Origin of the sequence: Streptomyces sp. NPDC006335 (assembly GCF_040612795.1) — a bacterium.
Classification (GTDB): Bacteria; Actinomycetota; Actinomycetes; order Streptomycetales; family Streptomycetaceae; genus Streptomyces.
Genome location: NZ_JBEXQX010000002.1, coordinates 362,533 through 377,407 on the forward strand (window position 1 = coordinate 362,533; position 14,875 = coordinate 377,407).

Annotated in this window: 13 protein-coding genes; 6 read left to right on the plus strand and 7 right to left on the minus strand. The window is 72.8% G+C overall.

Going from position 1 to position 14,875, the window contains the following annotated elements:
• The first annotated feature begins 186 nt into the window (after nt 1–186).
• Nucleotides 187–1,365: an ADP-forming succinate--CoA ligase subunit beta gene (gene sucC / locus ABZ098_RS07595; protein WP_356588229.1), complete on the plus strand. Its 1,179-nt coding sequence runs from the start codon at nt 187–189 to the stop codon at nt 1,363–1,365.
• Nucleotides 1,366–1,386: 21 nt separating this feature from the next.
• The gene (gene sucD / locus ABZ098_RS07600) at nt 1,387–2,271 is read left to right on the plus strand and encodes a succinate--CoA ligase subunit alpha (protein WP_356588231.1); all 885 of its coding nucleotides are present in this window, start codon (nt 1,387–1,389) and stop codon (nt 2,269–2,271) included.
• 186 nt (nt 2,272–2,457) lie between these two features.
• Here the strand turns inward: sucD and ABZ098_RS07605 are convergent, their stop codons facing one another.
• A complete protein-coding gene (locus ABZ098_RS07605; protein WP_356588233.1) occupies nt 2,458–3,342 on the minus strand; it encodes an RNA polymerase subunit sigma-70 in 885 nt (294 codons plus the stop codon).
• 96 nt (nt 3,343–3,438) lie between these two features.
• Between ABZ098_RS07605 and ABZ098_RS07610 the strand changes: the two genes are divergently transcribed.
• On the plus strand, nt 3,439–5,067 hold the full coding sequence (locus ABZ098_RS07610) for a DUF6350 family protein (RefSeq protein ID WP_356588235.1): 1,629 nt from the start codon (nt 3,439–3,441) through the stop codon (nt 5,065–5,067).
• Between the two features lie 27 nt (nt 5,068–5,094).
• Here ABZ098_RS07610 and ABZ098_RS07615 read toward each other — a convergent pair whose 3' ends face one another.
• Nucleotides 5,095–5,874 carry a hypothetical protein gene (locus ABZ098_RS07615; protein WP_356588237.1) on the minus strand — a complete coding sequence of 260 codons (780 nt, stop codon included), beginning with the start codon at nt 5,872–5,874 and terminating at the stop codon, nt 5,095–5,097.
• Nucleotides 5,875–6,128: 254 nt separating this feature from the next.
• Between ABZ098_RS07615 and purN the strand changes: the two genes are divergently transcribed.
• Both purN and purH read left to right on the plus strand, forming a co-directional pair.
• Complete coding sequence (gene purN / locus ABZ098_RS07620) at nt 6,129–6,776, plus strand: phosphoribosylglycinamide formyltransferase (protein WP_356588239.1); 648 nt, start codon at nt 6,129–6,131, stop codon at nt 6,774–6,776.
• Entirely contained in the window at nt 6,773–8,338 is a 1,566-nt protein-coding gene (gene purH, locus ABZ098_RS07625) for a bifunctional phosphoribosylaminoimidazolecarboxamide formyltransferase/IMP cyclohydrolase (RefSeq protein ID WP_356588241.1), read from the plus strand. The genes purN and purH overlap by 4 nt, the downstream gene beginning before the upstream one ends.
• A gap of 28 nt (nt 8,339–8,366) precedes the next feature.
• Here purH and ABZ098_RS07630 read toward each other — a convergent pair whose 3' ends face one another.
• From ABZ098_RS07630 to ABZ098_RS07650, 5 genes are all read right to left on the minus strand, one after another.
• Nucleotides 8,367–10,031, minus strand: a complete 1,665-nt coding sequence (locus ABZ098_RS07630) for a protein kinase (protein WP_356588243.1) — start codon at nt 10,029–10,031, stop codon at nt 8,367–8,369.
• A gap of 184 nt (nt 10,032–10,215) precedes the next feature.
• Nucleotides 10,216–10,485: a hypothetical protein gene (locus tag ABZ098_RS07635; RefSeq protein ID WP_356588245.1), complete on the minus strand. Its 270-nt coding sequence runs from the start codon at nt 10,483–10,485 to the stop codon at nt 10,216–10,218.
• Nucleotides 10,486–10,585: 100 nt separating this feature from the next.
• Nucleotides 10,586–12,124 (minus strand): protein kinase, encoded by a 1,539-nt coding sequence (locus ABZ098_RS07640; RefSeq protein ID WP_356588247.1) that lies wholly within the window; start codon nt 12,122–12,124, stop codon nt 10,586–10,588.
• Nucleotides 12,121–12,861 carry an FHA domain-containing protein gene (locus ABZ098_RS07645; RefSeq protein ID WP_356588249.1) on the minus strand — a complete coding sequence of 247 codons (741 nt, stop codon included), beginning with the start codon at nt 12,859–12,861 and terminating at the stop codon, nt 12,121–12,123. The genes ABZ098_RS07640 and ABZ098_RS07645 overlap by 4 nt, the downstream gene beginning before the upstream one ends.
• A gap of 140 nt (nt 12,862–13,001) precedes the next feature.
• Nucleotides 13,002–13,664: an RDD family protein gene (locus ABZ098_RS07650; protein ID WP_356588251.1), complete on the minus strand. Its 663-nt coding sequence runs from the start codon at nt 13,662–13,664 to the stop codon at nt 13,002–13,004.
• Nucleotides 13,665–13,904: 240 nt separating this feature from the next.
• Here ABZ098_RS07650 and ABZ098_RS07655 point away from each other — a divergent pair, with 240 nt between their 5' ends.
• Complete coding sequence (locus ABZ098_RS07655; protein WP_356588253.1) at nt 13,905–14,759, plus strand: bifunctional methylenetetrahydrofolate dehydrogenase/methenyltetrahydrofolate cyclohydrolase; 855 nt, start codon at nt 13,905–13,907, stop codon at nt 14,757–14,759.
• Nucleotides 14,760–14,875: the final 116 nt, after the last annotated feature.

Sequence of the window (14,875 nt, forward strand, 5' to 3'; positions counted from 1 at the left end):
CGCTCGGGTGTGACCCTCGATTTAGGGGCCTCCCGCAAGCAGCGATAACCTGCGAGACGGACATGCCGCGCGCTCGGACACCGTGTGCGCCTCCCTTGTGACAGACAGCGGTCGGACGTCACGTTGCCCTCGCGGCACGCCCACGCAGACAACGAACCGCGAGATCACTGATAGGGACGGAAGCGCGTGGACCTGTTCGAGTACCAGGCGAGGGACCTCTTCGCCAAGCACGATGTACCGGTGCTGGCCGGTGAAGTCATCGACACGCCTGAGGCGGCCCGCGCAGCCACCGAGCGCCTCGGTGGCAAGTCCGTCGTCAAGGCCCAGGTGAAGGTCGGCGGCCGTGGCAAGGCGGGTGGCGTCAAGCTCGCCGCCTCCGCCGACGAGGCCGTGGAGCACGCCACCAACATCCTCGGCATGGACATCAAGGGCCACACGGTCCACAAGGTGATGATCGCCGAGACGGCCCCGGAGATCGTGGAGGAGTACTACGTCTCCTTCCTCCTGGACCGGGCCAACCGCACCTTCCTCTCCATCGCGTCCGTCGAGGGCGGCATGGAGATCGAGGAGGTGGCGGAGACCCGCCCCGAGGCCGTCGCCAAGACGCCGATCGACGCCAACGTGGGTGTGACCCCCGAGGTCGCCCGCCAGATCGTCGAGGCCGCGAACTTCCCGGCCGAGGTCGCCGACAAGGTCGAGAACGTCCTCGTCAAGCTGTGGGACACCTTCATCAAGGAGGACGCCCTCCTGGTCGAGGTCAACCCGCTGGCCAAGGTCGCCTCCGGCGAGGTCATCGCCCTCGACGGCAAGGTCTCCCTCGACGAGAACGCCGAGTTCCGTCAGCCGGAGCACGAGGCTCTCCAGGACAAGGACTCCGCGAACCCGCTGGAGGCCGCCGCCAAGGAGAAGAACCTCAACTACGTCAAGCTCGACGGCGAGGTCGGCATCATCGGCAACGGCGCGGGTCTCGTCATGAGCACCCTGGACGTCGTCGCGTACGCCGGTGAGGCGCACGGTGGCGTCAAGCCCGCCAACTTCCTCGACATCGGCGGTGGCGCCTCCGCCGCCGTCATGGCGAACGGCCTGGAGATCATCCTGGGCGACCCGGACGTCAAGTCCGTCTTCGTCAACGTCTTCGGCGGCATCACCGCCTGCGACGAGGTCGCCAACGGCATCGTGCAGGCGCTGCAGCTGCTCGCGGACAAGGGCGAGGAAGTCACCAAGCCCCTCGTCGTCCGCCTCGACGGCAACAACGCCGAGCTGGGTCGCAAGATCCTCTCCGACGCCAACCACCCGCTGGTCCAGCGCGTGGACACCATGGACGGCGCGGCCGACAAGGCCGCCGAGCTCGCGGCTGCGAAGTAAGGGAAGAGGGACAGACAAGCCATGGCTATCTTCCTCGACAAGGACTCCAAGGTCATCGTCCAGGGCATGACCGGTGCCACGGGCATGAAGCACACCAAGCTCATGCTGGCCGACGGCACGAACATCGTCGGTGGCGTGAACCCCCGCAAGGCGGGCACGTCCGTCGACATCGACGGCAACGAGATCCCGGTCTTCGGCACCGTCGCCGAGGCGATCGAGAAGACGGGCGCGAACGTGTCCGTCCTCTTCGTACCGCCGGCCTTCGCCAAGGCCGCCGTCGTCGAGGCCATCGACGCCGAGATTCCGCTCGCGGTCGTCATCACCGAGGGCATCGCGGTCCACGACTCCGCCGCGTTCTACGCGTACGCCGTGGAGAAGGGCAACAAGACCCGGATCATCGGCCCGAACTGCCCCGGTCTCATCACGCCGGGCCAGTCCAACGCCGGCATCATCCCGGGCGACATCACCAAGCCGGGCCGCATCGGCCTGGTCTCCAAGTCCGGCACGCTGACGTACCAGATGATGTACGAGCTGCGTGACATCGGCTTCTCGTCCGCCGTCGGCATCGGTGGCGACCCGGTCATCGGTACGACGCACATCGACGCGCTCGCCGCGTTCGAGGCCGACCCCGACACCGACCTGATCGTGATGATCGGTGAGATCGGCGGCGACGCCGAGGAGCGGGCCGCGGCCTTCATCAAGGACAACGTGAAGAAGCCGGTCGTCGGCTACGTCGCGGGCTTCACCGCGCCCGAGGGCAAGACCATGGGCCACGCCGGCGCCATCGTCTCGGGCTCCTCCGGCACGGCCGCCGCGAAGAAGGAGGCCCTCGAGGCCGCCGGCGTCAAGGTCGGCAAGACGCCGACCGAGACGGCGAAGCTGGCGCGGGAGATCCTCGCCGGCTGAACGGCACCCAGCTGAACGTCATTGGGCTCGCTCCGTCGCTCGGGGCGGGCCCATCGGCGCGTTACGGGGTGCCGGGGCGGGTCGGCGGGCGGGTGCGGGTGCACAGCCCCGCGCCCCATAAGAAGCTCCACCGGACCCACTCAAGGGGCGCGGGGAACTGCGCGACCAGCCCCCACCGGCCCGCAGTCAACGACTCAGCGGTAGCACCCTCTCCGCACCACTCGTCAGCCCGCTCCGCAGCTTCTTCCGCAACTCCACCTCCGACTCCGACAGGGCCCCCTGTCCCACCCGCTTCGGCACCCCCTGGATCTCCGCCCCCGGCGCCACCGGCGGCTCGTAGTGCGTCGGAGCCGTCCGCAGCGTCAGTGCCGTCGTGCCGATCAGGGCCACCGTGAACGCGATCGCCGCCCGGGTCCAGAAGCGGGCCCGGCGCTCGCTCCCGGTCCGCACCGCGGGCGGCTGCGCGGCCCGCAGCCGTTCCCCGGAGGCCAGGGAGACCAGGCGTTCGTGCAGCTCGGAGGGGTCCGCCAGATCGGGCAGCCGGTCCGCGATCGCCGACCGCGCGTTCATCAGCCGGTAGGCCGTCGCCGGCGTACTCGCCTCCGTCTCCGCCGCCGTCTCCGGAAGGTCGAGGCCCACACCGTCGTACAGCACGAGCGTGCGCCGCTGCGAGGGCGGCAGTTGCAGGAGTACGGCCATCAGCGCGCGGTCGGCCGGGTCGGCGACGGGTGCCTCGGGGCTGCGGTAGCGGGGCCGGAAACGGTGCCAGGGGGAGAGGGCGTACTCGTACGCCAGGATCCGTACCCAGCCCGCCGGATCCCGGTCCACCGCCACCTCGGGCCAGCGCTGCCAGGCGAGTTGGAAGGCCCGTTCGACCGACTCGCGGGCGAGTTCGCGGCGGCCGGTGAGCAGATACGTCTGCCGGACGAGGGCGGGCGCGCAGAACGCGTACAGCGCGTCGAAGGCCTGAGCGGGTGTCAGGGAAGGTGCGGAGGACCCCTCGTGCCCCTGCTGAGGAGCCGTCAGCTCGCCGGTGGCGCCGGCCCCTTTGGCGACCTGATCCCGCGTCACAGGGCGCCCCTTCGTGCGAAAAAGTACATAGTCGTATATTGAGCGACACATCCGAGCTTCGCCTGTTACGACGAGAAAGCGCGTGTCGTTGGGAGCATGGCGGGCGTGATCCAGATGACCGTTCGCCGCACGTCGTTGTCGCCCCTGCTCACCCGGTTGCGTGACCGGACGCCCGGCCTGACCGCCGCCCTCCTGGGTGGCGCGGTGGCCGCAGGGCTGGGCCTCGGTTCGTTCGCCGTGCTCGTGATCGCGCTGTGGATCAGCTCGCCGTATCCCGACAGCGGTCCGGGGGGCGCGCTGCACGTGGCCGCCGCCCTGTGGCTGCTCGCGCACGGGGCCGAGCTGGTCCGGACGGACACGCTCTCCGGCGTCCCGGCACCCGTCGGCGTCACCCCGCTGCTCCTGCTCGCGCTGCCGTTGTGGCTGGTGCACCGGGCGGCGCGGGACGTGGCCTCCGGGGACGAGGGGCCGCCGCAGGCGTCCGGGCGGACGGCGTGGACGGGCGTCGTGCTCGGGTACCTCGCCGTCGGCGCGGCGGCCGCGCTGTACGCGTCCGGCGGGGCGCTGCGGCCCTCCTGGACGTGGACCTGCGGGTGCCTGCCGGTCGTCGTGATGGGCGCGGCCGCCGCGGGGGTGTGGACGGCGTACGGCCGTCCCCCCGAGGCGCTGGACGGGGTGCTGGTGCTGCTGCCGGCAGGGGTGCGGCGGCTCGTGCTCGGGGCGCGGGCGCGGGCACGGCTGGCCACGGCGGCACGTGCCGCGGGGGCCGGGGCGTCCGTCCTCCTCGGCGGCGGGGCGGTGCTGCTGGGGGTGTCACTGGTGGCGCACGGCGGCGCGACGCGGAGCTCGTTCCTCCAGCTCACGGAGGGGTGGTCGGGACGGTTCGCCGTCCTGCTGCTGTGTCTGGCGCTCCTGCCCAACGCGGCGGTGTGGGCGCTGGGGTACGCCGCCGGACCCGGTTTCGTCCTCGGCGCGGGGCATGCCGTGGGGCCGCTGTCGTCGGACCCCGCGCCGCTGCTGCCGCCGTTTCCGCTGCTGGCGGCGGTGCCGCAGGCGGGAGCCGGGGGGCCGGAGCACTGGGCGGCGGGGGCGGTGCCGGTGGTGGCCGGGGTGGTGGTGGGGTGGTTCGTGGGGCGTGCCGCGGACGAGGGATGGTCGCGGGGGCGGACGGCGGGCACGGTGGTGTGGGCGGCAGCGCTGTGCGCGGGGGCGATCGCCGTGCTGACCGTGCTGGCCGGCGGACCGCTCGGGGTGGGGGTGCTGGCCCGGTTCGGGCCGGTGTGGTGGCAGGTCGGCCCGGCGGTGGCGGGGTGGCTCACGGCGGCCGGCGTGCCGGTGGCGCTGACGGTACGGGCCTGGCGGGGCCGGACGAGGAGCGGGCTGCGGGGGCGGCTGTCCTCGGCGCGGACGTGGATCCACCGGCCGACGAAGGCGGAGGAGCCCGAGGCCCGACCGGTGGAGGCACCCGCCCCGCAGGCCGTTCCTGCCCCAGACCAGGACGCCTCTGCCTTCGACCACGACGACGCCTACGAGCCGTACGCCTACCTGACGCCCGCCCCCTCGGCGGAGCAGGTGTCCTCGCCGACACCCTGGTACGACGAGACGCTGCTGGAGACCCGCTGGGCGGCGTTGAAGGAGGCGGCGTCCCCGCCGCTGCACGAGCCCGCCGAGAAGCCCCCGTTGCACACCGAGAACCCCCTGGCCACCGACCCGGACACCGACTGACGCCGGAACCCGCCCACGCCCCCCGCGTCAGCCGTTCGTGCTGAGGACGCCCCGGAGTTTCTTCGGGAGGAGGTCCTCGCAGGCCTGCTGGGCCTGGTTGGTGAGGGCGTCGTTCGTGCAGGTGTAGTAGTCGTCGTAGACGAGCCTCGCGGTGAAGCTCGCCGCCACGAAGACGATGGCCAGCGAGGCGGTGACCAGGCCGCTGATCGCCGCGGTGGTCTGGGGGCGGGCGGACTGCGGCGGGGCCGGGGTGTCGGGGTCCGGGGTGCGGGGCTTGGCGCGCAGGGCGCTGATGCCCCAGTAGAGGGCCGGCGCGCCCAGCAGGAGGCTCACGTACGGCCAGCCGAAGAGGACGAAGAAGAACGCCCACATACCGCAGAGCAGGGCGTAGCGGGCGCGGCGCTGGGAGGGGTCCGTCGGGTCCCAGCGCGGATTGCGTCCCGCACCGCCCTGCCCCTCAGGACCGCCACCGGGGCCCGCGCCCGGGCGCTCGCCGAAACCGCCGTCGGAGCGGCCCGGCTGGCGGTCGCTCCACTGGCTGCCCCACGGCGTACGGCCCCCGCCGTCGCCCCGGTCGTCGTCCGCACCCTCGGGACGGCGCGGCTGCCACGGACGGTCGGGGGTGCCCTCCGGCGGCGGGGCGAAGGGGTTGTCCTCCCCGGCCGCACCGCCCTGGCCGTCCTTCTTGTCGGAGGAAGGCGCGTCCGGCGGCGAGGCGGGCTGCTCCCGCAGCAGCAGGGCGCCGCGCTCCCGTCCCTGCACCGACTGCTGGGAGAGCGTGAGGAGTCGCAGGCTGCGGTCCGACATCAAGTGAGCGTCTTCCCCTAGGAGTACGAGTCGTCTGGCGAGAGCCGTCATTTCCTGAACGCACCGCACACCGTCCGCGTTCCCGGAGAGGCCCCTGGCAGACGCTACCTTCCGGCCACGCCCCCGTCCCGAGGGGGCCTTCCGATGTGCCGGTATCGTTGCTGGCGTTCGGCCGCTTCGTAGACTTCCCCGTATCCCGGGGCTCGAAGCATTCGTACGACCGTACAAACGCTCCCCCGAGAAAGGGCCCCGTCGTGGCCGCCAAGCCCGTGGCCGAGCAGGCCAGGCCGGTCCAGCGCCTGGTCGTGCTGGTCTCCGGATCCGGTACGAACCTCCAGGCGCTGCTGGACGCCATCGCGGCGACCGGCACCGAGGCCTACGGCGCCGAGATCGTGGCCGTCGGGGCCGACCGCGAGAACATCGAGGGGCTCGCGCGGGCCGAGCGGGCCGGGATCCCCACCTTCGTCCGCAAGGTGAAGGACTTCGGGACCCGCGAGGAATGGGACGCCGCCCTCGCCGAGGCCGTCTCCGCCCACGAACCCGACCTCGTGGTGTCCGCCGGGTTCATGAAGATCGTGGGCAAGGAGTTCCTCGCGCGCTTCGGCGGGCGGTTCGTGAACACCCACCCCGCGCTGCTGCCCAGTTTTCCGGGGGCCCACGGAGTGCGCGACGCGCTCGCGTACGGAGCCAGGGTCACCGGCTGCACCGTCCACTTCGTCGACGACGGCGTCGACACCGGACCGATCATCGCCCAGGGCGTGGTGGAGATCCGGGACGAGGACGACGAGAGCGCTCTGCACGAGCGCATCAAGGAAGTCGAGCGAAGGCTGCTCGTCGAGGTCGTGGGGCGGCTCGCCCGCAACGGCTATCGCATTGAGGGACGAAAGGTAGTTATCCAGTGACCGCCGAGAGCAACAAGCGGCCCATTCGCCGGGCGCTCGTCAGCGTCTACGACAAGACCGGCCTGGAAGATCTCGCGCGCGGGCTGCACGAGGCGGGCGTCGAGCTCGTCTCCACCGGGTCCACCGCGGGCCGTATCGCCGCCGCCGGCGTCCCCGTCACCAAGGTCGAGGAGCTCACCGGCTTCCCCGAGTGCCTGGACGGCCGGGTCAAGACCCTGCACCCGCGCGTGCACGCCGGCATCCTCGCCGACCTGCGCCTGGAGGACCACCGCGACCAGCTCGCCGAGCTGGGCATCGAGCCGTTCGACCTGGTGGTCAGCAACCTCTACCCGTTCCGCGAGACCGTCGCCTCCGGCGCCACGCCCGACGAGTGCGTCGAGCAGATCGACATCGGCGGCCCGTCGATGGTCCGCGCGGCCGCCAAGAACCACCCCTCCGTCGCGATCGTCACCAGCCCCGCGCGGTACGCCGACGTCCTCGCCGCGGTCAAGGACGGCGGCTTCGACCTCGCCGCCCGCAAGCGCCTCGCCGCCGAGGCCTTCCGGCACACCGCCGAGTACGACATCGCGGTGTCGAGCTGGTTCGCGAGCGCCTACGCCCCCGCGGACGACTCCCCGTTCCCCGAGTTCATCGCCGCGGCCCTCGAGCGCAAGAGCACCCTGCGCTACGGCGAGAACCCGCACCAGCCCGCCGCGCTCTACGTCGACGGCACCGGCGTCGGTCTCGCCGAGGCCGAGCAGCTGCACGGCAAGGAGATGTCGTACAACAACTACACGGACACGGACGCCGCCCGCCGTGCCGCGTACGACCACGTCGAGCCGGCCGTGGCGATCATCAAGCACGCCAACCCCTGCGGTATCGCGATCGGCGCGGACGTCGCCGAGGCGCACCGCAAGGCACACGCGTGTGACCCGCTGTCGGCCTTCGGCGGGGTCATCGCCGTCAACCGGCCCGTCAGCAAGGAGATGGCCGAGCAGGTCGCCGAGATCTTCACCGAGGTCATCGTCGCGCCCGACTACGAGGACGGCGCCCTCGAGGCCCTCGCCAGGAAGAAGAACATCCGCGTCCTGAAGGCCCCGGCCGCGCCCGCGCACCCCGCCGAGGTCAAGCCCATCGACGGCGGCGCGCTCCTCCAGGTCACCGACCGCCTCCAGGCCGAGGGCGACGACCCGGCGAACTGGACCCTGGCGACCGGCGAGGCCCTGAGCGCGGACGAACTCGCCGAGCTCGCGTTCGCCTGGCGGGCCTGCCGGGCCGTCAAGTCCAACGCCATCCTCCTCGCCAAGGACGGCGCCTCGGTCGGCGTCGGCATGGGCCAGGTCAACCGCGTCGACTCCGCGAAGCTCGCCGTGGAGCGGGCCGGTGCCGAGCGCGCGCAGGGCTCGTACGCGGCCTCGGACGCCTTCTTCCCGTTCCCGGACGGCCTGGAGGTCCTCCTGGAGGCCGGTGTGAAGGCGGTCGTCCAGCCGGGCGGCTCGGTCCGTGACGAACTGGTCGTCGAGGCCGCGAAGAAGGCCGGCGTCACGATGTACTTCACCGGGACGCGGCACTTCTTCCACTGACGGAACCGGAACCCCGACCTGGGTGGCGCTACGTGGAACTGCGGAGCGCCGCCCACGTGTTGGGCCCCACCTGGCCGTCCACCTCAAGACCCTTGGCGCTCTGGAACTGCTTGACCGCCGACCGGGTGTCCTGGCCGAACTCGCCGTCCACGCCCGAACCGCCCACGCCGTAGCCGCGCTTGGTGAGCATGCACTGCACCTGGACGACCCGCTGGCCCTTGTCGCCGTAGTCGGTGAGTTCGGTGCCCGAGTAGTAGGTGCAGCCGGAGATCCAGGCGGGGGTGGCCGGGGGCGCGGCCGTCTTGGTCACCGTGGCCGTGGGGGTGGGGGCCGTGCTGCTGCCGCCCCCGGCGCCTTCGTTGCTCCGGGTGGCTGTCGCGGACGGTGTGCTGTCCGGCGCGTCGCTGCTCTTCTCCGGGGCGGCCGTCTGCGCCTCTTTCCCGTCCTTCTTCTTCTCGCCGGCGTGCTTGCCGGAGGGCGAGGCGGAGGCACGGGGACTCGCGGAGGTCGCGGTGGCGGTGACGCTGCCGGAGGTCGTCGGGGCGGCGGCGGCCGGGGTGTCGAGGCCCGGGCGGGTGAGCAGGAAGGCACCGACGGCCACGGCTCCGACGGCGAGGCCCGCGACGGCGACCAGAAGGGGCCTGCGCCGCCTGCCGGGGGTCCCGGTGGCCGGCACGCGAACCGGCGCGTGCACCGGCTCCAGGGGCGTGCGGAAGTGGGGGGACTGCCGCACGGGCGTGCCCTCCAGCACCGCGCACCCCTGCTGCCGTTCGCGGAGCCGGGCGGCCAGCGGTTCGTGCCAGTGGGACGCGCGGCCGTGCCCGGCGGCCGTGGCCGCCTCGATCAGCCCCCGCGGGTCGGGTCGCCCGGCGGGGTCCTTGGTCAGGCAGGCGGACAGCAGCGAGGCCAACGCGGGATCCGCCTGCGCGAGTTCGGCCATCACCTCGCTGTCGGGTGCCTCGAAGGCGACCCGGTGCATGACGTCCACGCCGGTCCCGTCGCCGAAGGGGGCGTGCCCCGTGGCGGCGTAGACGAGGGTGCAGCCGAGGGAGAAGACGTCGGAGGCGGCGTCGCAGCGGCCCTCGCGCAGATACTCGGGCGCCATGTACGCGGCCGTGCCGACCCGGTTGCCGGTCGTGGTGATCGCGCTGCTGTCGGCCGCGCGGGAGATGCCGAAGTCGATGACGTGCGCGCCCCGCGGGGACAGGATCACGTTGGACGGCTTGAGGTCCCGGTGCACGACCCCGGCGGCGGCCAGCGCCGACAGGGCCTCCCCTAGTTCCGCCACCAGCCGCCACACCCCGGCCGGTGCCGGCAGCCCGCACTCGCGGACGGCCTCGGCGAGGCTGAGACCCGGCAGGTACTCGGTGGCCATCCACAGCAGCGCGTCGTCGAACCCGGTGCCCAGCAGGTGCGGTGCGCGCGGGGTGCGCACCCGCCCGTGCACGGCGGCCTCCCGTTCGAACCGCCGCCGGAAGTCCGGGCCGTCGGCGTACTCGGGCCGGATCACCTTCACGGCGGCGAGCCCCGGGGCGTCGTCGGCGCGCCGGGCCAGATAGACCCGGCCCATACCGCCGCTGCCGAGCAGCCCGAGCGGGACGTAGGGGCCGATGCGCACGGGATCGGCGGGCAGCAGCGGGACCGCGCCCGCCTGCCGCAGCGCGGTGTCACCGGCCGCCGGTATGTCTGTCACGGTCCCCCCGACCTGCCTCTTCGTTCCTCAACGTGCTCTCGCGTCACACCAGTTGACTGAGGAGAGGCTAGCGCCCCGCTGCCGGGGAGTGCCGGGATACGGGGGGAACGCGGGCGGCGGCGCAGGTGAGCGCGGTCTCCGGCCCTCCCCCGACGGGGCCGGAGACCGCGCGGTCCGTGCCGGGTCAGGTCACCCGGGTGCCGTCGGGCTGGACCCCGGTGACGCGTGTGCCGTCGGGGTGGTAGCCGCCGGTCACCCGCGTGCCGTCCGGAGTGGAGAAGTCCCGGTTGGCAGGGTCGGCCCAGTCCCGGTCGCCGTCGGCGACGGCGGTCACGCGGGTGCCGTCCGGAGCGGACTCCCGTGTGTCCGGTGCGGCCGCGGACGCCGCGGCCGCGGAGCCGGCGACCAGCGCCCCGGCCGCGAGCAGCAGCGCGGCGGGCTTGATGATGTTCACGTCGATACCCCCAGGTGAACCTCGGTGGTGGTGCCGCCGAAGCGGTGTCCCACCACCTTCCGGGACCGGACCGCGCGGGGGTACCTGAGAAGTCTCAGGGTCACTTCCCGCCGGGCGGCGTGTACTCCTTGAGGTACCGCGCCACCCGGGCCCCGTAGTCGCGGTACTTCTCCGGGACCCCGCCCGCGTCGTTCACCTTGGCGTACGACGTCCGGTAGGCGGCGGCGATCAGCACCCGGCGGTCGCCCGGCAGACCGGCGTCCAGGCGGGGCGCGATCCAGCACAGGTAGCGGCCCATCGCCGGGATGGACTCGGCGGGCGGGAAGGGCGGTTCGGGGACGGTGTCGGCGGGGGTGCCGTCCGCGTTCATCCAGAACCGCAGCACCCGCGGGGTCCAGCGGGCGATGCCGTACTCGTCGTTGGCCGGGTCCGACAGATCCGGGTCGAAGTCGCTCTCCGCCTTGAGCATGGCGGCGATCAGGGCCGGGGTGACGTCCTGCTGGGCGCAGTCGTGCGCCGACTCGACGATCAGCACCCGGTAGGCGGCCGGGACGCCCTTGTCGGTACGGAGTTCGGCGGCGCCGTAGGTCGCGGGCGCGACGCTCGCCGTGGCGGAGGGGCCGCCGGCGGGGCCGTCGTCGTCGGAGGCCCGGTCGCTGATGCCGTACCCCAGCCCGGCCAGCGCGGCGGCGGCGAGCAGGACCGCCGTGAGCGTCGTACGACGGGGGCGGCGCGTGAGGAAGGGGCGGGGCGAGCGGGCGGTGCCGGCGGCGGTCTCGACCCGGCGCAGCAGCGGCTCGACGGTGATCCGCTCGGCGTGCGTGCGGGTGAGGCAGTCGCGGACGATGTCCCGCCAGTCGTCGGGCAGTTCGGGGGACAGGCGCAGCTCCTCGGTGCCGCGGGCGTAGGCGGCGGCCGCGTCCCGGCGGGCCGTCGGGGTGCCGCCGGGCAGCGGGAAGGTGTCGGTGAGGACCAGGTGCGCGAGGACGCCGAAGGCCCAGACGTCGGCGGAGGGCCGGATGCGTCGGCCGCGTTCGCCGATCTCCGCCCACAGGAGCTCCGGCGGGGTGTAGTCGGGCGTGGAGAAGGCGGGGGTGTAGGCGTGCGTGCCCTCCAGCTCCGCGGCCATGTTGAAGTCGGCGAGCCGGGCCGAGCCGTCGTCCATCAGCAGGACGTTGGCGGGCTTCAGGTCGCCGTGCACCCAGTGCGCGCGGTGCAGTTGGGCCAGCCCCTCGCAGATCTCGGCGAGCAGGGCGGGCCCGGACGCCGGGCGCGGCTGCGCGGCCAGCAGGGCCGCCAGGGAGGTGTGCGCCTTCTCCAGTACGAGGACCGTGGCGCCGTCCAGCTCCGGGCGCTCGGGGTCGTCGACGACGAGGGTGTCGTACAGCCGGATCAGGCGGGGGCGGGTGAGCCCGCAGTACAACCGCACCTCGCGCTCGACGAGTTCGCGCAGATGGGCGAGTTGGCGGGGCGTGCCGGTGCCGGTGGGCAGGAACTTCAGGGCGGCCGTCGTGGGCTGCCCGTCCCGCCGCCGGCCCTCGTACACGCTCCCGAAGGCGCCCGTGGCGATCGGCTCGCGCACCTCCCAGCCGCCCACCCGGTAGCCCCGGGGGACCGGCACCGCGTACGGCTCGGTCACCGGGCCACCCCGCCGGGCCTCGGCAGCACCACCAGGTCCTCCTCGCGGACCAGGTCGAAGCGGAGCGCGAGGGAGACCAGGGACTCCTTCTTGCCGTTCAGCCGGGGGCCCGGTGCCGCCTCCTCAGGACCGGGCTTCAGGCGCAGCTTCACCGCCAGGTAGTCGATGTTCCACTGCACGGACGTGCGGGACGCGGCCCCCCAGTGGGGACGCAGCCGCTCGGCCACCTGGTCCACGGTGGGCAGCGGGGCGTGCGGCTCGCCGCGCAGCCGGGGTTCGCACAGGGCGGCAAGGACCGCGAAGTAGCGCTTGGAACGGTCGACGGAGAAGGCGGGCGCGGTGGTCGTCCCCTCGATGTCGCCGGCGGCGCGCAGATAGTCGTGGCGCGGCGCCCACACGTCCAGCGCGATCAGGTCACCCGCGGCCGGCAGCACGATCCGGGAGAACTCGAAGGGGACCGGCGCCTCCAGGCGCCCCGGCCCGACCTTGATGTGCTCGCCCGCGCCCTCCGGGTTCTCCACGACGTACGTCTGCCGCCCGGACAGGTTGCTCAGCACCCAGAACGCGCCCTGCGCGGTGATCTCCCCGGCTCTTCGGGACACCCCCTCGTGCGGGATCCGCACCGCGCAGGCGGGGCCGCGCCCGAAGGTCAGCCGCTCGCCGGGGGCCAGTCGCACCTGGGTGGGCGTAGTCCGGTCCTCCGTGGTCGGCGGAGGTACCACGATGATGCTGTACACGGTCCGTCTCCCCGTCCCCGCGTGTCTACCAGCAAGGGTGGGTGACGCCCCGGGGCCGTGTCACGGCGTGACACGGCCCCGGGGAAAGTATGGCGAGAAGGCGACGTGGCGATCCGCCCCCGACTGTGGTGGAACGGTGGTCAGTTCGTCCGGATGACGATGGACGAGCAGACCTTGTCGGCGAAGGTCTGGCGCTTGGCGTCCCAGGCCGGCCACAGCCAGCCGAGGTAGCACGCGAGGCTGTCCAGGAAGTGCGCGAGACGGCGGACGAAGGCCATGCCGACACCGAGGGGCTGCCCGTCGCTCTCCCGCACCAGACGGATGCCGAGCGCCTTCTTGCCGAGCGTCTGGCCGGTCCGGCCCTCCATGATCAGCAGCCAGATCGCGAGGCCGATGACGATGAGGTAACCGATGATCGCCAGGGCCGGCATGTCGTTGGCCGCGCCGACGCCGGCGAGGACGTACGGCACCGCGAACACGAGCATGTCGACCAGGGTGCCGAGGAAGCGCTGGCCCCAGTTGGCGTACGGGGGCTGCATGCCGTAGCCCGGCTGCTGCGGGTAGCCGTAGGCGGAGGCGGGGACCTGCGGGGCCTGCGGGTAGCCGTAGCCCTGCTGCTGCGGATAGCCCTGCTGCTGCGGGTATCCCTGCTGCGGCGGCACACCCTGGGGAGCCTGCTGCGGGTAGCCGTAGCCGGGCTGCTGCGGCTGCTGCTGGGGGTAGCCGTAACCGGGCTGCTGCGGCGGCTGCTGCTGGGGGTTCTGCGGCTTCTCGTAAGGGTTGTTGGGCGAGCCGAAACTCATGGTGATCCTCCGTTGGCCAAGCTGGGGACAATGCGGGACTGCGCGGAGGAACGTCATGGCTGAGCGGTCTGCCCCCCGAACACCAACCGCGATACTGCGCCAGACATCGTTCTAGGCAGGTGTGTTGTTGTCCAGCCTCATTCGGTATGTGTTGTGCAAGTGCAACCTCGCCGATCTTGGGCGGAGCCCTGGTGGAACCCGGATTGGAACCGGGGCAGGGTCATCCGGGAGGATGGGGTCATGACCGCCCAGATTCTCGATGGCAAGGCCACCGCAGCCGCGATCAAGTCCGATCTGACCGCCCGCGTGGCGGCGCTGAAGGAGAAGGGCGTCACGCCCGGCCTCGGCACGATCCTCGTCGGGAGCGACCCCGGCAGCCAGAAGTACGTCGCCGGCAAGCACCGCGACTGCGCGGAGGTCGGCATCGCCTCCATCCAGCGCGAACTGCCCGAGACGGCCACGCAGGAGGAGATCGAGGCGGTCGTCCGCGAGCTGAACGACGACCCCGCGTGCACCGGTTACATCGTCCAGTTGCCGCTGCCCAAGGGCATCGACGAGAACCGCATCCTGGAGCTCATGGACCCGGACAAGGACGCGGACGGGCTGCACCCCATGAACCTCGGCCGCCTCGTCCTCAACGAGCCGGCGCCGCTGCCCTGCACCCCCAACGGCGTCCTGACCCTGCTCCGTCGCTACGGCGTCGAGATCAAGGGCGCGGAGGTGGTGGTCGTCGGTCGTGGCGTGACGATCGGCCGTCCGATGCCGCTGCTGCTCACCCGGCGCAGCGAGAACGCGACGGTGACCCAGTGCCACACCGGCACCCGTGACCTGTCCTCGCACCTCAAGCGCGCGGACATCATCGTCGCCGCCGCCGGTTCCGCGCACCTGATCCGTCCCGAGGACGTGAAGCCGGGCGCCGCCGTCCTCGACGTCGGCGTCTCCCGCAACGCCGAGGGGAAGATCGTCGGCGACGTCCACCCGGGCGTCGCCGAGGTCGCCGGCTTCATCTCGCCGAACCCCGGCGGCGTCGGCCCGATGACCCGCGCCCAGCTTCTCGTCAACGTGGTCGAGGCGGCGGAGCGCGGTGTCGGCTGAGGCCCGGGGCCCCGAGCAGCGGGGAGCGACGACGGGCTCTGCTGAGGAGACGGGCGACACGCGGGGCGCTGAGGACCCCGGGACGCGGACCTCCGGTGCGCGGGCTTCCGAGGACC